18 protein-coding genes are annotated in these 25786 nt (G+C 70.9%); 16 read left to right on the forward strand and 2 right to left on the reverse strand.

From position 1 onward, the window contains the following. Positions 1–116 precede the first annotated feature (116 nt). Genes IF188_RS06320 through IF188_RS06360 form a run of 9 tightly spaced genes read left to right on the forward strand, consistent with a single transcriptional unit; the run spans position 117 to position 17249 of the window. Positions 117–6182: an Ig-like domain-containing protein gene (locus IF188_RS06320; protein ID WP_191170938.1), complete on the forward strand. Its 6066-nt coding sequence runs from the start codon at positions 117–119 to the stop codon at positions 6180–6182. A gap of 58 nt (positions 6183–6240) precedes the next feature. Beyond that, entirely contained in the window at positions 6241–7212 is a 972-nt protein-coding gene (locus IF188_RS06325; protein ID WP_191170939.1) for an AAA family ATPase, read from the forward strand. Then, the gene (locus IF188_RS06330) at positions 7212–8474 is read left to right on the forward strand and encodes a DUF58 domain-containing protein (RefSeq protein ID WP_191170940.1); all 1263 of its coding nucleotides are present in this window, start codon (positions 7212–7214) and stop codon (positions 8472–8474) included. Before IF188_RS06325 ends, IF188_RS06330 begins: the two co-directional genes overlap by 1 nt. Then, positions 8471–10930: a transglutaminase-like domain-containing protein gene (locus IF188_RS06335; RefSeq protein ID WP_191170941.1), complete on the forward strand. Its 2460-nt coding sequence runs from the start codon at positions 8471–8473 to the stop codon at positions 10928–10930. Before IF188_RS06330 ends, IF188_RS06335 begins: the two co-directional genes overlap by 4 nt. Continuing rightward, positions 10927–12543 carry an RDD family protein gene (locus tag IF188_RS20345; RefSeq protein WP_191170942.1) on the forward strand — a complete coding sequence of 539 codons (1617 nt, stop codon included), beginning with the start codon at positions 10927–10929 and terminating at the stop codon, positions 12541–12543. Before IF188_RS06335 ends, IF188_RS20345 begins: the two co-directional genes overlap by 4 nt. Then, a complete protein-coding gene (locus IF188_RS06345) occupies positions 12543–13406 on the forward strand; it encodes a PP2C family protein-serine/threonine phosphatase (protein ID WP_191170943.1) in 864 nt (287 codons plus the stop codon). The genes IF188_RS20345 and IF188_RS06345 overlap by 1 nt, the downstream gene beginning before the upstream one ends. Then, the gene (locus IF188_RS06350; protein WP_191170944.1) at positions 13406–14863 is read left to right on the forward strand and encodes an FHA domain-containing protein; all 1458 of its coding nucleotides are present in this window, start codon (positions 13406–13408) and stop codon (positions 14861–14863) included. The genes IF188_RS06345 and IF188_RS06350 overlap by 1 nt, the downstream gene beginning before the upstream one ends. Continuing rightward, positions 14863–16515 carry a serine/threonine-protein kinase gene (locus IF188_RS06355; protein ID WP_191170945.1) on the forward strand — a complete coding sequence of 551 codons (1653 nt, stop codon included), beginning with the start codon at positions 14863–14865 and terminating at the stop codon, positions 16513–16515. The genes IF188_RS06350 and IF188_RS06355 overlap by 1 nt, the downstream gene beginning before the upstream one ends. After that, positions 16512–17249: a hypothetical protein gene (locus tag IF188_RS06360; protein WP_191170946.1), complete on the forward strand. Its 738-nt coding sequence runs from the start codon at positions 16512–16514 to the stop codon at positions 17247–17249. The genes IF188_RS06355 and IF188_RS06360 overlap by 4 nt, the downstream gene beginning before the upstream one ends. A 22-nt stretch (positions 17250–17271) precedes the next feature. Here the strand turns inward: IF188_RS06360 and IF188_RS06365 are convergent, their stop codons facing one another. Both IF188_RS06365 and IF188_RS06370 read right to left on the reverse strand, forming a co-directional pair. Further along, complete coding sequence (locus IF188_RS06365; RefSeq protein WP_396652744.1) at positions 17272–17796, reverse strand: recombinase family protein; 525 nt, start codon at positions 17794–17796, stop codon at positions 17272–17274. A gap of 46 nt (positions 17797–17842) precedes the next feature. Continuing rightward, entirely contained in the window at positions 17843–19669 is a 1827-nt protein-coding gene (locus IF188_RS06370; RefSeq protein ID WP_191170948.1) for a cation:proton antiporter, read from the reverse strand. 256 nt (positions 19670–19925) lie between these two features. Here IF188_RS06370 and IF188_RS06375 point away from each other — a divergent pair, with 256 nt between their 5' ends. From IF188_RS06375 to IF188_RS06405, 7 genes are all read left to right on the forward strand, one after another. Next, positions 19926–20252 (forward strand): hypothetical protein, encoded by a 327-nt coding sequence (locus IF188_RS06375; RefSeq protein ID WP_191170949.1) that lies wholly within the window; start codon positions 19926–19928, stop codon positions 20250–20252. A gap of 29 nt (positions 20253–20281) precedes the next feature. Continuing rightward, positions 20282–20848, forward strand: coding sequence for a hypothetical protein (locus IF188_RS06380; RefSeq protein WP_191170950.1), 567 nt, complete (start codon positions 20282–20284; stop codon positions 20846–20848). A 22-nt stretch (positions 20849–20870) separates the two neighbouring features. Further along, complete coding sequence (locus IF188_RS06385) at positions 20871–21410, forward strand: RNA polymerase sigma factor (protein WP_191170951.1); 540 nt, start codon at positions 20871–20873, stop codon at positions 21408–21410. Continuing rightward, on the forward strand, positions 21397–22422 hold the full coding sequence (locus tag IF188_RS06390) for a hypothetical protein (protein ID WP_191170952.1): 1026 nt from the start codon (positions 21397–21399) through the stop codon (positions 22420–22422). Before IF188_RS06385 ends, IF188_RS06390 begins: the two co-directional genes overlap by 14 nt. Positions 22423–22840: 418 nt before the next feature. Beyond that, positions 22841–23965 carry a peptidoglycan-binding domain-containing protein gene (locus IF188_RS20350; RefSeq protein ID WP_263575367.1) on the forward strand — a complete coding sequence of 375 codons (1125 nt, stop codon included), beginning with the start codon at positions 22841–22843 and terminating at the stop codon, positions 23963–23965. A 53-nt stretch (positions 23966–24018) separates the two neighbouring features. Beyond that, positions 24019–24609 carry an ABC transporter ATP-binding protein gene (locus tag IF188_RS06400; protein ID WP_224751525.1) on the forward strand — a complete coding sequence of 197 codons (591 nt, stop codon included), beginning with the start codon at positions 24019–24021 and terminating at the stop codon, positions 24607–24609. 86 nt (positions 24610–24695) lie between these two features. Then, positions 24696–25703 (forward strand): FtsX-like permease family protein, encoded by a 1008-nt coding sequence (locus tag IF188_RS06405; RefSeq protein ID WP_224751526.1) that lies wholly within the window; start codon positions 24696–24698, stop codon positions 25701–25703. Positions 25704–25786 lie beyond the last annotated feature (83 nt).

Genomic DNA, 25786 nt, shown 5'->3' on the forward strand with positions numbered 1-25786 from the left:
CAGGTCGACGGGTTATTCTGGTCCGGATTCCCCGTCTTCGTGCGCGTCCTGAGCCCCCACATCAGGTCCCCACCGCGCGCGACCAGACACACGACTACCCCAGGAGTCGGAAGTCTATGAGGTCTTTCGCGTGGTTGCGCGCGCGCCCGCGCACGCTCGCCTCCGCCGGCGTCGTGAGCGCGGCCGCGGTCGCCATCACGACGCTCGCGTTCGTCTATGACGGCCTGCCCACCACGGAGGTCGACCTCAACGACGGCGGCGTCTGGGTGACCAAGCAGTCGAGCCTGCTCGTCGGGCACTTCAACCACGAGTCCGAGGTACTGGACGGCGGGCTGCGCACCCCGAGCAAGGACTACGACATCCTGCAGTCCGGCGCGACCGTGCTGATGGTCGATGCCGAGAACTCGACGGTCTCGACCGTCGACCCCGCGAACGTGGCGCTCACCGAACCGGCCGACGTCCCGGGCTCGGCGGTGGTGGGGCTGGGCGGATCCACCGTCGCCGTGCTCGACCCCGCCAAGGGCGAGCTGTGGGTCGCGCCGGCGGGCGGCGCGCTCAAGATCAAGGGCGACGATCCGGTCGCAAAGCTCGGCAAGGGCGCTGACGTCGCGGTCGGCCTGGACGGCACCGTCTACGGCGTCTCGCCTCAGAACGGCGAGATCGTGGTCGTGCGCACGGACGCCGAGGGCGAGCCGGGCGAACCCGAGCATCGCGCGCTCGACGGGCTCAAGAAGGATGCGAAGGCCTCGATCACCGTCGTCGGAGATCAGCCGGTCGTGCTCGACGCCGACAGCGGCACGGTGTTCGCCGGCGGCACCCAGGTCAAGGTGAGCGGCGCGGCGGCGCTGCAGCAGCCGTCGGCGGCGAACGACGCCGTGGCCGTGGCATCCGGCTCTGCGCTGGTGCGGGTCCCGTTCGACGGGTCGAAGCCGTCCTCGCAGGACGCGGGCCGCGACGGCTCGCCGGCCGAACCGGTCTACCTCGAGGGGTGCACGTACGCCGCGTGGAGCGGGTCAGGCCGGTTCATCCGCGACTGCACCGGCGAGGCCGACGACCTCATGACCGACGTCAAGGGCGTCAAGTCGTCGTCGGTGCTCACGTTCCGCGTCAACCGTGACGTCATCGTGCTGAACGACGTCGTCAGCGGCGCGACGTGGATGGCCGCCGACAGCCTGCAGCGCGTCGACAACTGGGACGATCTCACCCCGCCCGAGGGCGAATCGACCGAGGACGAGCAGACCACCGAAGACACCACCGAGACGACGCTCCCCAAGCGCTCGGACGTCAACACGCCGCCGACCGCGGTGGACGACGACTTCGGCGTGCGTCCCGGGCGCACCACGATGCTCGCCGTCCTCGACAACGACAACGACCCCGACGGCGACATCCTGACGGCGCGCGTGACGGGGGACGGTCCCGGGTTCGGCGACATCCAGAAGGTCGACAACGGGCGCGCGCTGCAGATCTCGGTGCCCGACGACGCCAGCGGCACCACCAGCTTCACGTACGAGATCACCGACGGGCGCGGCGGCAAGGACTCGGCCACCGTCAAGCTGGCCGTGCACGACTGGGATCAGAACGAGCCGCCCAAGGCGAAGCGCGTGACGACGGTCGCGGTCGAGGCCGGCGGCACCGTCACCTACAACGTGCTCCCCGACTGGTACGACCCGGACGGCGACGACGTGTTCCTCAAGTCGGCATACGCCGAGGACGGCGACGAGGCCGACTTCACCTCCGACGGCCGGGTGACCTTCCGTGCGGTGGGTGGCACGCAGGGCCGCAAAGAGGTGGCGATCGTCGTGTCGGACGGCACCGACGACGCCGCCGGCGCCGTCCGGTTCGACGTCAAGCCGATCGGCTCGACCGTGCCCGTGACCAACGCGGACTACGTCGTCGTGCGCGTGGGCAAGACCGCAGCGGTGTCGCCGCTCGCCAACGACGTCAGTTCGACGCGCGAGCCGCTGCGACTGGCCCGCGTCGACGACGTCGACGGCGCCACGATCACGCCGGACTACCCCAACAAGACCTTCACCTTCCGCTCCGACAAACCGGGCACGTACTACGTGCAGTATCTGGTCGCCGCCGGTGTCGACCCGGTGCCCGGTCTCGTGCGTGTCGATGTCGTCGACGAGGACGACTCCGATCTGCCCCCCGTCGCTGTCCGCGACATCGCGCTGCTCCCCGCCGGGGGTGAGGTCCTGGTCGACGTGCTGCAGAACGACAGCGACCCCAACGGCGGCATCCTGGTGGTGCAGTCCGTGACGGCCGAGTCCAACGCCGGCATCGGCGTCGCGGTGCTCAACCATGAGACGCTGCGCATCACCGATCAGGCCGCGCTGTCGGAGCAGGTGCGCATCACCTACCGCATCTCGAACGGCGCGAAGCAGGCCGAGGCCGACGTGATCGTGATCCCGGTGCCGGCGCCCTCTCAGCTGCGCCCGCCGGTCGCGAACGACGACCAGGCCGTGGTGCGCGCCGGTGACGTCGTGACGATCCCGGTGCTCGACAACGACTATCACCCCAACGGCGACACGATCCACGTCGCGCCCGATCTCGTCGAGCCGCTCCCTGAGCCCGCAGACGGCGAGGCCTTCGTGTCGCAGGACGAGGTGCGCTTCCGCGCCTCGGATGAACCCGGAACGGTCTACGCCACGTACGAGGTCGTCGACAGCGCCGGACAGAAGGATGCCGGCTACATCACGATCCAGGTGGTGCCCGCCGACCCCGAGACCAATGCCGCGCCGAAGCCGCGCGACCTGACGTCGCGCGTGCTGACCGGCGGCCGGGTGCGGATCGCCGTGCCTCTGGACGGCATCGATGCGGACGGCGACTCGGTCGAGCTCGTCGGCATCGACTCCGCGCCCAAGAAGGGGCGCATCGTCGAGACCGGCTCGGACTATCTGGTCTACGAGGCCTTCGACGACACGTCGGGCGTCGACGGCTTCACGTACCGGGTGCGCGATCGGCTGGGCGCGGAGGCGACGGCGACGATCAGCGTCGGCATCGCGCCGCCCGAGGCGGCGAACCAGGCGCCGTACGCGGTGAAGGATGCTGTCGTCATGCGTCCGGGGCGCACGATCGCGGTGCCGGTGCTCGAGAACGACTCCGACCCCGACGGCGACCGGTTCGGCCTGATCAAGAGCGGTCTCGTGCAGCCCGACGTCAAGGGCCTGAAGGGGGACGTCGAGGGCGACCGCGTGGTCGTCACGGCGCCGGACAAGCCGGTGGAGACCTCGCTGCAGTACTCCATCAAGGACGCCCGCGGTGCCACCGCGACCGCCGTGCTGCAGATCACGGTCGCGGAGGATGTGCCGCTGCTGCCGCCGGTGGCCCGCGACGACTACGTCCGCGCGACCGACGTAGACGAGGAAGGCTCGACGGACGTCGAGGTGCTCGCGAACGACGAGGATCCCGATGGCACGGTCGACGCGCTGACGGTGAGCGTGCAGGGCGCCGCTGCCCGGGTCATCAAGGGCGGCAAGGTGCGCGTGGCACTGACCGAGGCATCGCAGCTGATCCAGTACACGGTGACCGATCCGGACGGCAACACCGCGTCGGCGTTCATCCACGTTCCGGGCCTCGTCACGCTGCCGCCCACGCTGACCACGACGACTCCGATCGAGGTCAAGAGCGGCGAGACCGTCGAGATCCCGATCGCCGACCACGTGCGCGCGGCCGACGGCGGAGCGGTGATCCTCACCGAGGCCGCGAAGGCGTCGGCGGTGCACAACGACGGCTCGAACCTGGTCAAGGACGCGCAGACGCTCGTCTACACGTCGGCGCCCGATTACTTCGGTGAGGACGCGATCACGTTCGAGGTGACCGACGGCACCGGCCCCGACGACCCGCAGGGCCGGAAGGCGACGCTGACACTGCCGGTCACCGTGCTGCCGCCCGACAACAAGCAGCCGTCCTTCGCCAACGGCGCCATGGACGTCGCCCCGGGCGAGGCGGCGACCGCGCTCGATCTGCGGTCGCTCACCACAGATCCCGACAAGGACGATCTGGCCGGCATGAGCTACAAGATCGTCGGCGACGCGCCAAAGGGCATGACCGCGGCGATCGAGGGCGGCGAGCTGAAGGTCAGCGCAGCTGCCGACACCAAGAAGGGCACGAAGGCGACGATCCGCCTCGAGATCTCGGACGGTGCGACAGACCCGGTCGACGGCTCGGTCGCGGTCACCGTCACCGCGTCCACCCGTCCTCTGCCGACGGCGAACGACGACGTGATCGACGAGGCGCACCAGGGCCAGACGCAGTCGGTGGCGGTGCTCGACAACGACTTCAACCCGTTCGAGGCCGACGGCAAGGCGCTCAAGGTGACCACCGCTTCGGTCGACACCGGCGACGGCGAGGCGAACGTCGTCGGCGACAAGGTCGAGGTCACGCCTGACGAGGACTTCTTCGGCACGATGGTGGTGCGGTACCGGATCCAGGATGCGACGGCCGACGTCGACCGCGAGGTCGAGGGCCGCATCCGCCTGACGGTGCAGGGACGACCGGACGCCCCGGGCACGCCTCGCGTGTCGAGCGTGCAGGACCGGACAGTGGTCCTGGCGTGGACGCCGCCCGCCAACAACGGCGCCGAGATCACCGGCTACACCGTGACGTCGACGACCGCCGCCTACACCAAGGAGTGCGCGTCGACGACCTGCACGCTCGACGGGCTGACGAACAACGTGAAGTACAACTTCACCGTCATCGCGACCAACCGGGTCGGCGACTCGGACCCGTCCGCGCCGTCGCCCGAGGCGCGGCCCGATGCGCGGCCCGACACGCCGCAGGCGCCGACGCTCGTCTTCGGCGACCGCAGCCTGACGGTGACGTGGGTGACCCCGCCGACTCCGGGCTCGCCGGTGCAGTCGTTCAACCTGCAGATCTCGCCCGCTCCGCCCTCCGGCGTGTCGCTCAAGAAGAAGGTGACCGGGAACAGCGTGGTGTGGGACGGCCTCGAGAACGGCGTCTCGTACCAGGTCCAGGTGCAGGCCGTGAACCTCGCTCCTGAGCCGTCGAGCTGGAGCCCGTGGTCTCTCGAAGAGACGCCCGCCAGGGCTCCTGAGCCTCCGGCGGCGCCGACGACCAACCGGCTGAGCCCCGTCGGCGATCAGGCGCAGCTCGAGGTGCTCTGGACGCCGCCGGCCAACAACGGCGACATCATCTCGGCGTACCAGGTGCAGGTGCTGCAGGGCGGCGCCGTCGTCAACACGCTCGACGTGGACCCGACGACGCAGCGTCAGGTCATCAACCTGGCCACCTCGACGACCGAGTACGCGTTCAAGGTGCGCGCGAAGAACAAGGCCGGCTGGGGCGACTGGAGCACCGCCTCCGCGTCGCGCCGCGCGTTCGTGGCCCCGGGCGTTCCGTCGAGCGTGTCGCTGTCGACGCCGAACAACAACAGCTCCGTGACGATCACGCACGGGGATGCTGCCGGCAACGGCGCGAACGCTGGCGAGATCGGCTACGAGTACTCGCTGAACGGTGGCGCGTGGGCGGCCATCCCCGCCGGCGGTGTGATCGGCGGCCTGACGAACGGCACCTCGTACACCGCGCAGGTGAGGGCGTACACGGCGCTCGACGGTGTGCGGTACGACGGTGAGCCGACAGCGGCGTCGAACGCGGCGATCCCGTACGGACCGGTCAAGTCGCCGACCGCGAAGACCACCGTGAGCGGCACGACCATCACTTACGCGTGGGGGGTGCCCGCGACGAACGGGCGATCGATAACCACGCAGTACCGCATCGATGGAGGAGCGTGGCAGACCGTCACCGCCTCGGGCAGCCGGGCGATCGACGTCGGGTACAGCCACAAGGGCACGCTCGAGGTGAAGGTCACCGACACCGAGGGGCAGACGGCGTCGGCGAGCGACAGCGCGACGACGGGTGCGAAGCCGCCGCCCCCGCAGCCGACCGCGAAGACGGTGAAGGGCGCCAACCACACCTCGAGCACCTGCACGCATTCGTCGTGCGCGTACGTCGCGATGGATGTGGCCAACTTCGCTGCCGGCACCTATCAGGTGCGCTGCAACGACACCATGAACGGTCCGAGCGCGTGGCGGTCGAAGTACATCCCCGCGGATGGACGCGTCCAGCTCAGCTGCTACTTCGGCTACCCCGGCGAGCAGGTGTGGATCGACATCTCGGGCGGCAACCCGGGCAGTTCCACCAGGCTCACCTGGTACTAGCGGTGCGGCATCCCTCCCGATCACACACGACACGAAGCAACGAGAGAACGAGACTCAGATGACGATGACCCCTGAACAGGCGGCCTGGTTCCAGGGCACCTTCGCGCGACTTGTCGACAACGTCGACCAGGCCCTCATGGGCAAGCGCGAGGTGGTCGCGTTGGTGCTGTCGGCGATGCTCGCCGAGGGCCACGTGCTGCTGGAGGACGCACCCGGCACGGGCAAGACGAGCCTCGCGAAGGCCCTCGCCGCCACCGTGCAGGGCACGAGCACGCGCATCCAGTTCACCCCCGACCTGCTGCCGTCCGACGTGACGGGCGTCACGATCTACGACCAGACCTCGCGGCGGTTCGAGTTCCACCGCGGACCCGTGTTCGCATCGATCGTCCTCGCCGACGAGATCAACCGCGCCTCGCCCAAGACCCAGTCGGCGCTGCTGGAGGTCATGGAGGAGTCCCGGGTCACCGTCGACGGCGTCGCGCACGAGGTCGGCCGCCCGTTCCTCGTGATCGCGACGCAGAACCCCATCGAGCAGGCGGGCACGTACAAGCTGCCCGAGGCGCAGCTCGACCGGTTCCTCGTCAAGACGTCCATCGGCTACCCCGACCTGGCCGTGGCCGAGCGCATCCTCGCGGGCGCGGCCGACCGCAACCCCTCGGCGCACCTGCCGGCGATCATCACGACCGGCGCGGTCGCCGACATGGCCGACCTCGCCGCCACGGTTCACGTCGATCCCGCGGTGCTGCGCTACACGGCGCAGCTGGCCGAAGCGACGCGCGACGACAAGGCGACGCGCCTGGGTGTGTCGGTGCGCGGCTCGCTCGCGATGGTGCGCATCGCGAAGGTCTTCGCCGCCGCGCAGGGGCGCCACTTCGTGCTGCCCGACGACGTCAAGGCGCTGGCCGGCCCGGTGTGGACGCACCGCATCGTGCTCGACCCCGAGGCAGAGTTCGGCGGCACGACCGCCGAGGCCGTCATCGCGCGCGTGCTCGAATCCGTCGCGGCACCGCAGGCGAGGTCCGCGGCCTGATGGCGACAGAGGCACTCGGGACGCAGACCGCGGCGCAGGACCGCCGCGCGGGGTTCGGTCAGCAGACGCTGACCGCGCTGCGCGCTGCCGGTCGTGTGCTCGGCCGCATGTTCGGGGTCGTGCGCCCCGCCGCCTGGGTGCTGATCTCTGCCACGCTCGTGCTGTGGATCGCCGGGCAGTCGCTCGGCTGGTGGGAGCTCACGGTGACGGCCGTCGTCATCGCCGCCGTGCTGCTGCTGTGCCTGCTGTTCCTCATCGGCCGCACCGCGTACGACGTGGCGCTCGACCTCAACCGCACGCGGGTGGTGGTGGGCGAGCGCGCGGTCGGCGCGCTGATGCTGTCCAACACCGGCCCCCGCGCGATCCTGCCGTCGCGCGTGCTGCTGCCGGTGGGCAACGGCCGCGGCGTCTTCGACGTGCAGCGCCTGGCTCCCGGCGAGCAGGCCGAGGAGCTGTTCGCCATCCCGACCTCGCGTCGCGCCGTCGTGAAGGTCGGCCCGGTGAGCGTCGTGCGCGGCGACCCGCTCGGCCTCTTCGAGCGCGTGCACCGCCGCGACGAGCCGGTCGACCTGTTCGTGCACCCGCGCACCGTGCTGTTCGACGGGCAGTCGCTCGGGTTCCTGCGCGACCTCGAGGGGCTGCCTGCCACCGACCTGTCGCCCGACGACGTGTCGTTCCACGCGCTGCGCGAGTACCAGGCCGGCGACGACCTGCGCCACGTGCACTGGAAGTCCACCGCCCGCACCGGGCACATCATGGTGCGGCAGTACGAAGAGACACGGCGCTCGCACTTCGTGATCGGCCTGTCGACGAGTCCCGCCGACTACCGCGACGACGAGGAGTTCGAGCTCGCGATCTCGGCCGCCGGCTCTCTCGGGCTGCGTGCGCTGCGCGACTCGCAGCGCGTCGAGGTGCGCGTGCAGGAGCGAGCTCTTCCGGCCGCGACCGGCAAGCAGTTCCTCGACGCGCTGTCGGGTCTGGAGCACTCCCGCGCCCGCGCCGGCGGCATCGTCGAGCTCGCCGGCTCGGTCGCCGCCACCCTCGCGCTGGCGAGCGTCGTCGTGCTGGTCTGCGGAAGCAGGGTCGACCCGGCGGAGCTGCGCACCGCCTGCAGCCGCCTGCCGTTCGGCGCCCGCGCGCTCGCCGTCGTCGTGGCACCGGCCGGCACCGCTCCCGCGCTGCGGCGCATCGGCGAGGCGGACGTCATCACCGTGGGCGCGCTCGAGCAGCTCCCCCTCGCGCTGCGGAAGGTGCTCGCATGACCGCCCCCGCTCCCGCCCCCGAGACCGGCGCGCCGCAGAGGCGGACGCGCGCCGCGCGCGCGGCCCAGGCCCGCCCTCTGCGCGAGCCCGTCGCGCGGGTCCGCCCCGCCGCCCCCGCACCCGAACCGCTGTCGCGGCGGCGCTGGATCCTCGACCTCGTCGCCGTCGCAGCGCTGCTGCTGATCCCGATCGTCGGCTTCTGGCCGACCTTCGACGGGCCGCGCTACCTGGTGGCGGGTCTCGGCGGGCTCGCGCTCGGCATGGGCCTGGCGGTGCTCGGTCGCGTGTACCGCTGGGGCGTCCTGCCCCTGGCGGGCGCGACGGTGGTCGCATACTTCCTCTTCGGCGGTGCTCTCGCGCTGCCGGCGACGACCGTCGCGGGCGTCGTGCCCACCGTGCGGACGCTGGGGCTGCTCGCGCTCGGCGCCGTGATGTCGTTCAAGCAGCTGCTGACGACGGTCGCCCCGGTCGCCGCCGACGACGGTCACATGATCGTCCCGTTCCTGCTCGCTCTGGTCGCCGCCGTGCTCACGACGTCGTTCGCGCTGCGCCTGCGCAACGCGGGGTGGGCACTGCTTCCTGCCGGCGCGTTCCTCGTCGCCGAGATCGCGCTCGGCACATCGCAGCCCTTCGTCCCCGTCGTGCAGGGCGTCGTGTTCGGCCTGGTGAGCGTGGTGTGGATCGCGGTGCGCCAGGCCTGGCGCCCGCAGGCCGCCGCCGTCGCGGTCGGCGAGGGGGCGGCATCCCGTTCCGCGACCACGCGCCGCATCATGATGGGTGCCGGCGTCGTCGCCCTCGCCGGAGTCGTGGGCGTCACGACCAGCGCGTTCGCCGCGCCCTCCTCGCCGCGCTACGTGCTGCGCGACGTCGTGATCCCGCCGTTCGACATCCACGAGTTCGCGAGCCCGCTGCAGTCGTTCCGCGCGTATGTGCGCGACCACTCCGATGACACCCTCTTCACGGTCACGGGTCTGCCGAAGGACGCCCGCGTGCGCCTGGCGACCATGGACGAGTACAACGGCATGGTCTACAACGTGTCCGACCAGGGTCTCGGCTCCTCGGGCGCGTTCTCGCAGGTGCGCACGAACATGTCGGCCGACGCGAAGGGCGACGAGGCGACGGTGCGCTTCGAGATCGGCGCCCTCGAGAGCGTATGGATGCCGGACGCCGGCGCCGTCCGCAGCATCGAGTTCGACGGCGACGATGCCGACGAGCTGCGCCGCTCGGCCCACTACAACGAGTACACCCAGACCGGAGTCGTCACGGCCGGTCTCGGCGCGGGCGACGCCTACACCCTCGAGAGCGTGATCCCCGAGACGTGGAGCGACGAGCAGCTCGCGAAGCAGAAGTTCGCTCCGGTGACGCTGCCCAAGCAGGACGGCGTGCCGAACAGCCTCGCCGATGTCGCGTCGACGGCGACCGCCGAGGCATCCACTCCCATCGAGCAGGTGCGGGCGCTGCAGCAGTTCCTGTCGGAGGAGGGGTTCTTCAGCCACGGGCTGAAGAACCAGCCGCTGTCGCGCGCAGGGCATGGCGCAGAGCGCATCTCGACGCTGCTCGGCTCCAAGCAGATGGTCGGCGACGACGAGCAGTACGCGGTCGCGATGGCGCTGATGGCGCGCGAGCTGGGCATCCCGGCGCGCGTCGTGATGGGCTTCTACCCCGAAGAGGACGAAGCCGGCACGGGCCCGTTCGCAGCCAACGGCGACAACCTGCACGCGTGGGTCGAGGTCGCGTTCGACAAGGCCGGCTGGGTGCCGTTCGACCCGACTCCGCCCGAGGACCAGGTGCCGAGCGACCAGACGACCAAGCCGAAGGCCGACCCGAAGCCGCAGGTGCTGCAGCCGCCCCCGCCCCCGCAGGAGCCGGTCGACCTGCCGCCGACGGTGGCCGATGACCGCGGCTCGGACGACGAGGACGGCTTCGACGCCGGTCTGCTGTGGCTGATCGTGTCGATCGGCACGGGGGCGCTCACCGTGCTCGCGGTGCTGCTCGCGCCGTTCATCGTGATCGGCGTGCTGAAGGCCGCGCGCCGTCGGCGCCGGCGACAGGCCGAGCGTGCCGCCGACCGCATCAGCGGCGGCTGGGACGAGCTCGTCGACCGCGCCTCCGACCTCGGCGCACCGGTCCGGCCGGGCGCGACGCGGCAAGAGGACGCGGGCGTGCTCACGACCGCGTTCGCGGAGCCGCGCGTGGCGACCCTCGCGCACCGCGCCGACAGCGAGGTCTTCGGCCCGGCCGAGCCCACGCCCGCAGACATCGACGCGTTCTGGGCCGAGGTCGACGAGCTGGTCGGGGGCATGGCCCGCAAGCGCTCGGTGTGGCGCCGCCTGCGCGCGCGCCTGAGCCTGCGTACGCTCCTCGAAGGCACGCCCTTCGCGCTGTCCTCGCGCAGCGAACCCGACGCCCGGCGCGCTCCCGTACGCGCCGAACCCCCCGCACAGGAGAACGAATGACAAGCAGCCCGCCAGGCGCCGGTCCGTCCCGCACGACGGTCTCGGCTTCGCTCGGACGCAGGGTGGGGGCGTTCGCGATCGACCTCGCGATCGCCTACGTGATCGCCGGCGTCCTGATCGGCGTCAGCGCCGGCGTCGTCGTCGGCGCTGCGCAGGGCATGCAGCCCACCGCGCTGGCGGCCGTCGCGCTGCTCGCGTACCTGGTGGTCGGGCTGCTGATGCTCGTGTGGATGCTGGTCTACACGGCGATGCAGGGCGGACGAGGCTCGATCGGCCAGCGCCTGCTGCGCCTGCGGCTGCGGGATGCGACGACCGGCGGCGACATCGGCTTCGGCCGCGCGCTGTGGCGCAACATCGTCTTCGGCCTGGCGGGATCGATCGTCGTGGGCTACTTCTCGCCGCTGTTCGACCAGAGCGGTCGGCGACAGGGCTGGCACGACCTCGCCGCCAAGGCCGTGGTCGTCGATGCCGGACCGAGGGATGCCGCGTCCCCGACGTCGTACGCGAGCCCGGCGGCGCGCACCGCGGCGGGCAACCCGTACGTCGCACAGCCCGGCGCGGCCAGGGCTGCCGTGCCGGCGCCCAGCTGGCCGCCGGTGACGCCGCCCGCTGCCCCGATGGCTCCGGCCGCGCCCGCCCTGGCTCCGGTCGCGCCGCCCTCGCCGCCGGCCCCGGCCGGGCTGTCGGCCGCCGAGGACGACCTCGCCGGCGCCACCGAGCTGCGTCCGACGCCGGCGCCCGTGCGGCCGGCGCCCACCGCCAGCCGGACGGCGGGGGTCACCCCTCCGGCGGCGGTGTACGCGCAGCAGCCGGCGGGCGTGATCGCCGAGGTGCCGTGGCACTCGTCGGCCGCACCGGTGGCTCCCGCCGCCGCAGCAGCACGGAGCACCGCGGTCGCGAAGCCGCCGGCCGCCTTCCCCGAGATGACGATCCCGTTCCCCGAGGCCACGACGACCGAGCCGCTGGGCGCACTCGCCGCTCTCGGGGTCCCGGAACCGGCCGCCGCGTCCGTGCCGTCCGCCCCGCCCGTTCCCGCCGCCGCTCCGTCCGGCTACGCGGCTCCCGCCCCGGCGCCCTACCCGGCTCCGGCTCCCGCCGCCGCGCACCCGGTGCTCGCACCCGTCGTGACGCCGGTGCCGGCGCCGGCCGCCGCGGCGGTGTCCGTCCCGCCCGCCGCGGGGGCGGGATCCACCACTGCCGTCGGCGGTGACGACATCGACGAGACGCGACTGGCCGTCGCCCCGCCCGCCCAGCGCGCCGCGCTGTACCCCGACGCCCCGGTGATCGCCGTGCTGACGTGGGACGACGGCACCCGCATGGCCGTGTACGGCCGCACGCTGTACGGCCGCAACCCCGCCGGCGAAGAGGGCGCGGTCGCGATCGCGGTGCGCGACGAGACGCTGTCGCTGTCGAAGACGCACTTCGAGGTGGGCGGCGATCCCGCCGCGGCCTGGATCGTCGACCGGCACTCGACGAACGGCACGGTGCTCGTGCGCGACGGCGGGCGCATCCCGCTCGCAGCGGGAGTGCGCACCACGCTGCGCGCCGGCGACAGGCTCGAGTTCGGCGACCGCACGGTGATGGTGGGCTCAGGGACGGCGGGAGAGGCATGATGGCCGAGCTGTCCGTCCCGATCGCGGTCGCGTTCGGCGCCGCGACCGACCCGGGTCTGCGCCGCCGCATCAACGAGGATTCGTATCTGGCGCAGGCGCCGCTGTTCCTCGTCGCCGACGGCATGGGCGGGCACAACGCCGGAGAGATCGCGAGCGCGACCGTCGTCGAGGTGTTCGAGCAGCTCGCCGGGCGCGAGAGCCTCTCGCAGGCCGAGGTGCACGAGGCGCTCGCGACAGCCCGGCGCCGCGTGGCGGCCCTGCCGCCGGGCGGGGGAGCGGGCGCGGGCACGACGCTCGCGGGCGTCGTCGTCGCCGACGTGGACGGCGACGGCTACTGGCTCGCCGTCAACCTCGGCGACTCGCGCACCTACCGGCTGAGCGACGGCATCTTCGAGCAGGTGAGCGTCGACCACTCGTTCGTCCAGGAGCTGGTGGATGCCGGCGAGCTCGACGCCGTCCAGGCGCACACCGATTCGCGCCGCAACGTCATCACGCGCGCGATCGGCGCCGGCAGCGACTCCGAGGCGGACTACTGGCTCATCCCAGCGGAGGAGGGCGACCGCATCCTGGTCTGCTCCGACGGGCTGTCGGGCGAACTGGAGCAGGACGCGATCCACGGCATCCTGCTGGCCGAGACCGACCCGCAGGCGGCCGCGACCCGGCTCGTGCACGAGGCCATGCTGCGCGGCGGCCGCGACAACATCACGGCCCTCGTCGTCGACGCGCTCGCCGTGCGCACCCGGAGCGCGCGGTCGAACGATCGCGATACGGTTCCGGTAGGTGCGCCCGCAGCCGACGTCGAGGCCGACTTCGACATCGACGCCGACACCCTCCCCCGGGCGGCCTTCTCTGGAGGATCCTGATGCCGACGCTCTACGCGCCCGGGACGACGCCCGTCGCGGTGACGCCTCGCGGCTTCGCGGCACTCCAGTCCGGGGCTTCTGCGGCGTTGCTCGCACGCGTGCGGACGGTGGTCGCCGACGGCCGCGGACTGGGCGGCGTGATCGAGGCGCTCACCGGCGCCTACGGCACCTCGCTGACGGCGATCCCCTCGTTCGCGGTGGCCCTCGTCGAGGGTGACGCCGTGCGCATCGCCGTGCGAGGCGACTTCGCCTTCGATATCGACGCCGGCGCCGGCGAGCGCATCTCGGGCGCGGGCGTGACCACCTGGACCGAGCGCGTGGTCCCCGGCGTCGTGCGTGTGACGCTGCAGCCGGGCGAGGCGGATTCGTCCGATCCCGCCGAGCTCCCCGCGACGGACGCCGTCGTGCTCGCCGCGAAGATCGTGTGGGATGCCGCCACCGCCACCGCCACCGCCACCGCCACCGCCACCGCCACCGCTTCGGCGGCCGCTCCCGCGACCGCCACCGCTTCGGCGGCCGCTCCCGCGACCGCCCCCGTTTCGGCGGCCGCCCCCGCGACCGCCGCGAGCGTCGCGGATGCAGCATCCACTCTCTCCGCTGCGCAGTCGCGAAATGCGGCCCGCCGGGTCGCCGAACCGCAGAACCCGACCGCGGAGCGGATCAGCGACTCTGCTCCGCAGTCGCAATCCGCGGGTGCAGCCCACGGGGATGCGCAGAAACAGACCGCGGAGCCGAAGAAGGCGCCCGCGCCGGTGACGGCCGAGATCCCGGTCGTCGACGAAGAGCCGGCCGCGGGCCTCATCGACTCGAGCACGGTGCACGGCATCGCCGGGGACGAGACGCTGCTGCCGACCGATTCCGCGCTGTCGCAGCCGCGCCCGCCGGCGCGAGGAGCGGTGCCGATCGCGCCCGTCGAAGACCCGGCGCTGGCGGCCACGATCATCCGCGGCGCGGCGGGTCCGGCCGCACCCGCGTCCCCGCCCGCGGGCGACCACGACGGCGAGACGATCTCGCTCGCCCAGGTGCGTGCGATGCGGGCCGGTGCTGCCGCTGCGCCCACCGGTGCGGCATCCACGTCGACGACACCGCCGCCGCTCGCTCCGCCGCGTCCGCCCGCACCGGGCCGCATCCGCGTCTCGAGTGGCCAGGTGGTGATGCTCGACCGCACGGTCGTGATCGGCCGGAGGCCGCGCTCCACGCGTGTGAGCGGCACCGACCTGCCGCATCTCGTCGCGGTCGACAGCCCCCAGCAGGACATCTCGCGCAGCCATGTCGAACTGCGCGTCGAGGGTGAGAGCATCGTCGCGACCGACCTGCGCACCACCAACGGCACGACGCTGCTGCGCGCCGGCTCCGACCCGGTGCGGCTGCACCCGGGCGAGGCGACGGTCGTGATCCCGGGCGACGTGCTCGACCTCGGCGACGGGATCACCGTCGCCGTCGAGGGGGTGTCGTGATGGCCAAGCGCGCACCCATGGCACCGCCCGACCTTCCGGGCTTCACCTACGTCGACCTGCTGGGCTCGGGCGGCTTCGCCGACGTGTACCTGTACGAGCAGGCGCTGCCCAAGCGCCGCGTCGCGGTGAAGGTGCTGCTCACCGACCGCATGTCGAGCGGCTCGGTCGAGGAGTTCACGGCCGAGGCGAACGTCATGGCGATGCTGTCGACGCATCCCGCGATCGTGACGATCTACCAGGCGGGCGTCGCCCGCGACGGGCGCCCGTACCTCGTGATGGAGTACTGCCCCCGGCCGAACCTGCAGGTGCGGTACCGGCGCGAGCCGTTCTCGATCGCCGAGTCGCTGCGGGTCGGCGTGCAGGTCGCGGCCGCCGTCGAGACCGCGCACCGCGCGGGCGTGCTGCACCGCGACATCAAGCCGGCCAACATCCTGGTCACCGAATACAACCGTCCGGCGCTGACGGACTTCGGCATCGCGTCGACCACGACCGCCGCGGCAGAGTCCGCGGGTCTGTCGATCCCGTGGTCGCCGCCCGAGTCGTTCGCCGATGTGCCGCGCAGCGACCCCCGTTCGGACGTCTACGCGCTCGGTGCCACCGTGTACACCCTGCTGGCGGGGCGTTCGCCGTTCGAGCTGCCGGGCCAGCGCAACAGCGCCGCCGAGCTCATCTCGCGCATCGAGACGCTGCCGCTGCCGCCGCTCGGCCGCGCCGATGCGCCGCTCTCGCTGCAGCGCGTGCTCGAACGCGCGACGGCGAAGTCCTCTGCCGACCGCTACGAGAGCGCGCTCGCGTTCGCCCGTGCGCTGCAGACCGTGCAGATCGAGCTGTCGCACTCGGTCACGCCGATCGACATCCTCGACGATCAGCTGCCCGATGACATCGAGGACGACGAGGACGACGGCCTCACCCGCGTGCGCGGCGTCGTCAGCATCGACCCGCAGACCACCCCCGCAGCGGGGATGACGCGCCCGTCGGCCGCGACGACGCCGGTCGCGCCGCGTTTCACGGCCCAGGCGCCGCCGGCCTTCACCGCAGCGACCCCGCCGGTGTTCGACGCGGTCGACGAGGCGACCGTCATGCGCGCGACGCCGCCGGCGTACGCCGAGACGGCGCGCGGCTCCGCGTTCTCGCCGCCGCCGTCGCTCGACGAGACCGTCATGCGCGCGCCGGTGCCGCTTCCGGTGGCCACTGCTCCCCACGCCGACGAGGCGGGGGTGGATGCCGCATCCCCGCGCCGCCGGACCGGACTGTGGATCGGGCTCGGGGTCGCGGCCCTCGTGGTCGTCGCGATCATCGTCGGCGTCTCACTGCCCGGGTTGCTGGGCGGGACGCCGGAGCCCGTCGAGACCGAGGACTCGCACAACGCGCAGGACCCGGTGGGCGTCACCGTGCCTGCGGTTCCCGAGGTCACCGGCAAGCGGTCGGGCGACAAAGTGACGTTCACGTGGACGAACCCCGACCCGCAGGAGGGTGACCGCTTCCTCGTCACTCCCCAGTCGGTCGACGATCAGGACGAGCAGAGCGAGTACGTCGACGAGGCCGAGGTCACGGTGCCCGCGGCGGAATCGGGGAAGACGTGCGTCGAGGTGAGCCTCGTGCGTGAGAACGGCCGTGATCAGGGGGAGCCGACCGTAGGGTGCGTGAAATGACCGGATCTGTGACCGACCGGCTCAACGTCGAGTTCGCCGGCGAGGAGTACTCCGTCGCGCCCGGCGAGGTGTTCACCGTCGGCCGCGAGGGGGATCTCGCGATCGACGACAACCTGTTCCTGCACCGCAACTTCCTGACGATCCGCAACGTCGAGGGGCTGTGGCTGCTGTCGAACGTGGGAACGCGCCTGTCGGCGACCGTGACCGACACCGGCGGCCGTGTGCAGGCCTGGCTGGCGCCGGGCGCGCGGCTGCCGCTCGTGTTCGCCGCGACGACGGTCATCTTCAGCGCCGGCCCCACGACGTACGAGTTGACGATCCATGCGGCCGAGCCGACGTTCCGCGAGACTCAGCCCACGTACCCCGACGACGATGACGGGCTCAGCACGATCGGCGATGTGCCGATGACCCACAGTCAGCGCGTCATGATCCTCGCGCTGGCCGAACCGGTGCTGCGTCGCGAGGGCACCGGCATGAGCGAGCTGCCGACCTCGGCGCAGGCCGCCGAGCGTCTCGGCTGGACACTCACGCGCTTCAATCGCAAGCTCGACAACGTGTGCGACAAGCTGGACCGCGCGGGCGTGCCCGGGCTGCGCGGCGGGGTGCGCTCCTATGCCACCAACCGCCGCGTCCGGCTGGTGGAGCACGCGATCGCCGCGCGCATGGTCACGCGCGACGACCTGCCGCTCCTCGACCTCGAGCACGACAACGCCGTCGGTCTCGCCGACGACTGACCTGCTCCCAACGGGTTGAGGCTCAGCGGCCCGCGTCGTAGAGGTGGCGGCCGCCGTGGCTGACCACCTTCACCACGATGCCGCGGCGGTGCAGCTCGGCGACGGTGCGGGTCTCTTCGTCGATGTCGCGGCCGAGGGCGTGCACGTTCGCGACGACCACGACGTCACCGCGGGTCAGTCGGCCGAACAGGCGCGTCAGTCGCTCCTCCCACGACTCCAGCGTCTCGGGGGCGGGGTGGCGGAACCCCTCGATCGGCACGCCGAAGCGCGTCAGGTCGTTACGCTGCTCGACCACCGAGGGCATGTCGTCGCGGGCGATGACGAGTCCGACCAGCCGGGATCCGGCCGGTCGGGCGAGCCACCAGGTGCGGTCGCCCTGCATCTCGGTGAAGCACTTCGGGCATTCGGCAGCGGTGTGCGGAAGCGTGAGCGGCGCGGTGTCTGGCGTGACGGCTGGGCCCACGCGCCCCGAGGCTCCGAGCGACGCGCCAGCGGCGCTTGGAGAGGGCGTGGGGACCGGACGTGTCGTCGGTGTCGTGTCGCTCATGTGAGTGCCCCCTTGCTCGGCACCCATTGTCTCATCCGGTCGGACGTCAGTCGTCGCGCAGGCGCAGCTCGACGCTGAGCTGGTCGGCGTCGAGCTCGGCCAGCGCGTGCCGCAGCGCGGCGGTGCTGTACGCGCCGCCGTGGGTCAGCTGCTCCAGCGCGGCGCGCATCGCGGTGATCGACGCGAGCCGCAGCTCGAGCAGCTCGGCGGGATCGATGCTGCTCAGCTCTTCGCGAGGCGGCTGCGCGAAGCGCGCGCGCTGCGCCATCAGCTCGGCAGAGAACGGACGTCCGTCGCGGCGCGTCAGCTCGGGATCGTGAAGAGCGGATGCCGCCGCCACGCGCAGCTCGTCATCCAGGCGGCCGATCTCGCGCTGCAGTGCCCCGTCGCCGGCGGCGATCGGGAACTTCAGCGCCTTCACGAGCCACGGGAGCGTGAAGCCCTGGATCGCGAGGCTGCCCGCGGCGACCGCGAAGGCGATCAGCACCAGCAGCTCGCGGGACGGCGTGTCGCGTGGGAGGGTCTGCGCCGCGGCGAGGGTGACGACACCGCGCATGCCGGCCCACACGATGACGGTGCCGTGCTTCCAGCCCAGCGGCTCGGACTGGTAGTAGTCGATGTCCTGCAGCGCGGTGGTGACGCGCCGCCGCATCGACGACACGCGCCGCTGCATGCGCTCCTCGTCCATGGGGGCGCCCGGCCCGCCGCGGCGGCCCTCGCGGGCGCCGCCGCGCGCACCCCCGCCCGGACCGCCGCGCGGAAGGGCGACCGTGCCGTCGGCGATCTGGTCGAGGCGGTCGTTGAACGATTCCAGCCGCGCCTTGGACTGCTGCTTGCGCGTCGCGCGGCGGCTCTGCAGCCACACCAGCAGCGACACGTACGCGGCGCGGGTCACCATGATGACCACGAACGCCAGCGCCGCGATCCCGAGCCCGGTGCCGAGGCCGTTGTGCTTGGCGAAGTTGTCGGTGACGATCTGCTTGAGCTCCAAGCCCATGATGAGGAACACCGCGCCTTCGAGCACGAGCTCGACGGTGCGCCACGTCAGCTCGTCCGACCGGCGCTGCTCGGGCGAGAACCGGCGGGCGGCGCCCTGACCGGTGACGATGCCCGCGACGACGGCGGCGACGAGGCCCGAGCCGCCGAGATGCTCCGTCGGCAGATAGGCGACGAACGGCACGACGAACCCGATCGCCGTGTTGGCGGCGGCGTTGTGGATCATCGCCCGCAGCCGCAGGTTGAGCCAGCCCACGATGCCGCCGACGACGAGCGCGATGAACACCCCCCACGCGAACGCGGGCAGAAAGCCGAAGGCGGCGTCGGTGGCTTCGACCCCGGCGTCGCCCGCGGTGCCGCTCGACACCGCGAACGCGGCCGAGGCCACCATCGTGCGCATCAGCACGAGGGCGGTGGCGTCGTTGAGCAGGCTCTCGCCCTCGAGCATCGTGACCACGCGCCCCGAGAGGCCGAGGCGTTTCACGATCGAGGTCGCCACGGCATCGGTGGGGCTCAGGATCGCACCCAGCGCGACGCCGAGGAAGATGTCTACGCCCGGGATCAGCCAGTGGAACAGCATCCCCAGCGCGCCGGCGCTGATCAGCACCAGCACGAACGAGAGCCCCGCGATCGCGCCGAAGTCGCGGCGGAACTCGATCGCGGGTATCGCGACCGCCGCCGAGTACAGCAACGGCGGCAGCACGCCGACGAGGATCCACTCGGGGTCGATCTCGGGCACCTCGACGAACGGCATCAGCCCGACGACGATTCCGACCACGACGAGGATCAGCGGACCCGCGATCCGCACCTTCGGGGCGATGGCCGTGGCGAGGGCGATCGCGACGACGGCCAGGATCACGACGACCAGCGCTTCCATGGCTGAGAGCCTACTGAGCGGAGGGATGCCGCCACCCGAGGGCTCTGAGGCCGTCGGCGTTCGTTCGCGTCGAGGCGAGTGCCTATCGGTCTGCCTCCGCCTGCCCACGGTCGCCGCCCGGCCTGCTGGAGCAATGAGGGTTGGCCGCCATCAAATCGACTTTGGACCCAGATGTAACGATCTGTGAGTTTCAGACACTTACAAGTAGAGGCTGCACAATCCGGCCGCCTCGAGTCGGACCTCGAGGAGGTAGAGAATGAAGAACAAGGTTGGCGCTGTCGTTCTCGCGGGAGCACTTGCGGTGGTGTTCGCGTTGGCGCCCGCAGGCGCCGCGCTAGCGGTGAGCAAGACGGGCTACAAGGGCTGTGGGGCCAGTGCACCATACAGCTGGTTGACGAGCTACTCAACCGGGTCGGTCACACACAAGGGCCCGGGGGCGTCTCCGTCGGTGATATTCATCAACGGAACAACATGGACGCACCGTTACTCGCAGGGAGCGTTCAACGGAGGAAGCTGGAGCGTCAGCACCGGCGGTGCACTCGACGACGCTGGCACGTACGCGTACTGCACCAACTACACGTGACGGCGAGACTTTCGCGCGGGGGGCCCTGCGTGATCCTTGCAGCCGTACTGACCGCGGGGTGCATCCTTCTCAGCGGGTGCTCTGGACCGGCTGATCCCGATCCGGCGCGGAGTTCGACCCCAATCGCGGCTCCGTCGCCCATCGAATCCACCGCAAGAGCGACATCGGCGGTTTTTCACGGCACCGTTCAGGAGTATGCCGATGCGCTCGTCCAATGCATGGTCGACGCGGGCTGGGAGGCGAGTACTGATGCCGACGATCCGCAAGGTCCAGGCGTGATCAGGTTCGGCACCGTACCGGCAGAACAGCAGGCGGCGTGGGACGCGGACAACGAGTCCTGTCAGTCGACGTTGGGGGTGCTCGACGACGCACCGCGCACCGATGCAGAGCTACGGGCGAGGTACGACTGGCTGGTCGGGCTGAACGACTGCCTTGTTGCAGCCGGATATGTCCAGGAGGCACCGCCGAGCTACGAGTCTTTTAGCGATGAGTTCGCGACGAGCGGCACGATCGCATGGGATCCGATGGGTTCAGTCGGAACTGCCAGCGTGGAGGCTGCGTTGTCTGCGTGCCCACGGTCGACGGACGTCTGGTGATGCGACACTGATTCTGCGCATGATGGACGGATCGACCGATACGAAAAGCGAACAGTTCCGCGACCTGTTCGCTGAGCGGTACGGCGCGATTGTGCGCTTCTGTGAGCGGCGGATCGCTGACCGGGAGGTAGCAAGGGATCTCGCGGACGAATGCTTCACAATCGCGTGGGAAAAGCTCGGCGCTGGTGTCTCAATCGATCTCCCCTGGTTGTACACCACCGCGAAGTTCTTGATCGCAAACCAGTATCGCAAGCGGGTCCGAGCTCGTGCAGCGGAGTCGTTGGCGACTCTCGGCCACGCTGAGAGCAACGTTGAGGATCGGATTGATACTGGCATCGACGTACGGGAAGCACTTCGCACGCTCTCACATGCGGACCGAGAGTTGCTCTACCTCCTGTACTGGGACGGACTCACCACTCACCAGGCCGCGAGCGTGATGAACGTGCAGGAGAGCACCCTCAGGGTCAGGGCAAAGCGGGCGCGCGACAGGTTGGCAGGCGTTCTGGCGAACCGCACATCGTCATTACGGGCCGGGGATGGGGTGATCCGTGAACTGGGCTGAGGATCGGGTCGCCCGAGCCCTTCAGGCGATCGACCCGGCAACGACGGCGCTGGACGAGGGCAGGTCGCCACGCTCGCAGCTCGTTCTCGAGGACATCATCCACGGGCGGCGTCGAGCGGAAGCTCGGCCGGCGCGGGGGCATAGCCGGATGTTGTTGTGGCGGCCGATTGCGGCTGTGTTCATTTTCGCCGTTGTGGTGGTGATCGCGGTCCCCTTGACAACCGCCTCGGCAATCGCACTGACGCCGCCCGCGCTCGCTCTCAGCAATCCGTCAGATCTTACGCTGGAGAAACTGGTGGATCGATCAGTCGCTGAGTTGTCTTCGGGGCGTGTGACGGAGCCCGCTCGCGAATTTCAGTCACTCGGTTGGTACCTCGACGCGACTGTCACCGAGGACGGCTCGACGGCGGTCATTTCTCCCCAGATCACAAGGGGCACCTGGGAGGAAGATCTCTCGGGCCGGATCGTGATCGTCGCGGGTCGGCCGTATCTGGCCACGGACTCGCCGGTGGACGGCGCACTGCCGGACGGCGGAGTTCCGCCCGGCACGGTGCTCAGCGACATGAGCTTCGTCGCCGGCGAGTACCAGCCGCTTGTTGCCGTCGCGCCTGGTGAATCGGTTGAGGAGATGCGTTCGTTCCTGCGTGGCTATGGGTTGCCGGAGAAGTACAACGCGGGCGACATCATGTTGGCGGTGGGCGGCGCGTTCGGGGAGTGGACACTGAGCGATCAGCAGCACGCGTCGATCCTTCGTCTGCTCGCGGATTCGGCTGGCGCGGAAGTGCTGGGGACCGGGACGGACCGTGCCGGACGACAGGTCTGGGGCGTTCGGGGCAGGCCCTCGCAGACGGACGGAGCATCCTCCCAGTTGATGCTCGTCTCGGCAGACACCGGCCGGATCGTGGGCCTCGAAACCATCCTGACGCGCGCGGTTGAAGAGCCGCCGTTGGAGGCGGGAGCCGTGATCTCCTACACGATGTGGGACACCGACGAAGGGAATGTGGATCAATGAATCGAAACGCGCTGCGTGGCGTGCTGCTCACGGGGGCGATCATCGGGTCGTTGATGTTTGCTGGAGGTGGTGCTGCTCAGGCTGATGAGCTGGATCCGCGGATCCCGGCTGCTCTCGCTGCCGAGCCCGGCGGGGTCGTCGTTGACGCGAACACCGTTGTGTGGCCGTCTCTCGGAATGGAACTTCAATTGGGTTCCGCTCTGACAAGGTCTGTGGGTTCATGCGCCACCGGCTCGCATTGTGCGTTCTCGGGAACCGGGATGACGGGGTCGAAGCTGAGCTGGACGACGTGTGCGTCGAGCCATAGCGTTGCAGCGCTGGGAGGGATCGTGCGGTCCATCGCCGACGCCCGCTCGACAGGATCGACGAGCGCCCGATCCGCATCTGGCGCGGTGCTCGCGACTGCACCAGCAGGGGGATGGACGAACGTGAGTGGGACGGTCAGTTACGTGTCGTGCACGACGTGACGGCGACTCCAGCGCGCGCGGCGCGTCGCCGGTGGCTGTGGTGGGTTGCGTCTGGGGCGTTGCTTGCGGTGGCGGGTATCGCGGTGGGGTGGGCTGCCGCATCCGTCCTCTCGCCGTCGGATGAGGTGTTGGCATCGCCGGGGTTCACGACGGTTCAGGTGGTGCAGGGCGAGGTGGGGTCGAGTATCACGTTGAATACGGTGGCGGCGTGGACGCCGATACCGGTCGGGGTGAACCGGGCCGTCGGTGTCGTCACCTCTGTCACGGTGGCGGCGGGGGATGAGGTCTCGCAAGGGTCGACGTTGTATGCGGTGGATCTGCGGCCGGTGGTGGTGGCGATGGGGGAGACGCCCGCGTTCCGTGACATCGGGCAGGGTGTCGAGGGTCCGGACGTCGCGCAACTGCAGGCCATGTTGACCTCGTTGGGGTTGTTCCGTGGGGCGGTGGATGGGAAGGCGGGCGCTGGGACGGTTGCGGCGACCAAGGCGTGGCAGAAGTCCCTCGGACTGCCCCAGTCGGGGGTCGTCGGTGTCGGGGATGTGATCTTCGTGCCGGTGCTGCCGACCCGGGTCGCGTTGGACGACGAGATCGTCACTCGGGGTGCGACGTTGTCTGGTGGGGAGGACTTGGTGGCGGGCTTGCCGGCGTCGCCGGTGTTCACGGTCCCGGTGACGGAGGGGCAGGCGGGGATGATGCCGACAGGGACGCGGGTGGAGATCACGTCCCCGGACGGGGATGTATGGGTCGCTGTTGCCGGGGAGCAGACCCCCGACCCGGAGACCGGGACCATCACCGTCGCCCTGACCGGAGTCGATGGGGGTGTGATCTGCGGGGAGCAGTGCGGGCAGGTCCCGGTCACCGGGCAAGCGCTCCTCAGCTCGAGGATCGTGACGGTGCCGACCGTGACCGGTCTGGTGGTGCCCTCGGCTGCTCTCGTGACGGGTGCGGACGGACAGACCGCGGTGGTCACCGAGGACGGGGACCGGATCCCGGTGAGCGTAGTGGCGTCGGCGCGGGGGATGAGCGTGGTCGAGGGAGTCGAGCAGGGCGCCCGGGTGCGGGTCCCGGCCACATGAGAACCCCGTTGCTGGAAGCCCGTGGCCTGTCGTTCTCGTACGGGCACCACAGCATGCCGGTGCTGGACGGCTGGGACGCGGACTTCGAGGCGGGTGAGGTGGTGGCGTTGACGGGTCCGTCGGGGCGGGGCAAGTCGACCCTGCTGTATCTGCTCGGGCTGATGCTGCACCCCACCGGCGGAGACGTCCTGGTTGACGGGGTGGCGGTGTCGGGGCTGCGGGACGCGCACAAGGCGAGGTTGCGGGCGGGGAGGTTCGGGTTCGTGTTCCAGGATGCCGCGCTGGACGCGTCCCGGTCGGTGATCGACAACGTCACCGAGACCGCCCTCTACCGCGGCCAGCCCCGCAGAGAGGCGACCGCGAAGGCCCGAGAGTTGTTGGACCGGTTCGGGGTCGACGTGCCCGCCGGCCGGAAACCGGGGCAGGTGTCGGGCGGGCAGGCGCAACGCATCGCCCTGTGCCGCGCCCTGCTCAGTGACCCGCAGATCCTGCTCGCCGATGAACCCACCGGCAACCTCGACCCCGCCACCAGCACCGTCGTCGTCGATGCGTTGAAAGCGCACGCCGCGTCGGGGGCGCTGGTGGTCGTGGTCACCCACTCCCCGGAGGTCGCGGCCGCGTGTGACCGGGAGATCCGGTTATGAGAGCGGTCGCGGTGGTGCGGGAGGCATGGGCGTCGGCGATCTCGCAGCCGGTCGCATCCATCGTCACGATCCTGATGATCGCGGGGATGATGGTCGCCGTCATGCTCACCACCGGCCGCTCCGTCGGAGCCGAACAGCAAGTCCTCGGCAGTATCGATGATGCGGGTACCCGGACCATCCAGATCCGCGCCGAGAACGGCGCCGGCCTGAGCGCCGACGTGTTGGACCGGATCGGCGGGATCGACGGCATCGAATGGGCCGCCGCATTCAGCTCCGCCATCGACGCCACCAACACCCAGATCCCCGACGGCACCCGCGTCCCGGTCCGCCTCGCCTACGGCACCCACCTGGAACGCCTCGGCATCCCGAAGTCATCCCCTGTCCCCGGCGGCCTCGCCTATGCCTCCCCCACCGCGCTCACCCAGTTCGGGCTCCCCGACGTGGCCGGCTCCATCACCCTCACCACCGGGGCCAGCTACGGCATGGCCGGGACACTCACCACCCCGGACTTCCTGGCCGCATTCGAACCCGTCACCCTCATCCCGCAACCGGACGCGACCGGAGGTGAGACCGTGAACGTGCTACTGGTCATCGCCGACCGACCCGACCTGGTCGCCCCCGTCTCCGACGCCGTCCTGTCCGTCCTCGCCGCCGACGACCCCACCAAGATCACCGTCCAAACCAGCGAAGCCCTCGCCCAACTCCGCGCCATCGTGCAAACCCAACTCGGCACCTTCGCCCGCGGGCTCGTCCTCGTCATCCTCGCCACCACCGGCATCCTGGTCGCGATCATCCTCTACGGGCTCGTCATGATGCGCCGCAAAGACTTCGGCCGCCGCCGCGCCCTCGGCGCCACCCGAGCATTGATCATCACGCTCCTGCTCACCCAGACCGCACTCCTCGCCCTGACCGGTGTGATCCTCGGCGTGACCGCGTCCACCCTCACCCTTGTTCTCGCCGGCGACCCCCACCCCGGCTGGGCCTTCACCACCGCCACCAGCATCCTCGCCCTCACCACAGCCCTGGCCGCCGCCCTCATCCCCGCCCTCACCGCCGCCGGCCGCCAACCCATCCACGAACTCCGCGTCCCATGACAGGCCGCTCCCGACGCCTCCGCAGAGTTGGTCAACAGAGTTCTGTAACGAATTCGCAGCGTCAGACACATACATGGTGAAGG

It is taken from the genome of Microbacterium helvum, assembly GCF_014779795.1.
In the GTDB taxonomy this organism is placed as follows: domain Bacteria; phylum Actinomycetota; class Actinomycetes; order Actinomycetales; family Microbacteriaceae; genus Microbacterium; species Microbacterium helvum.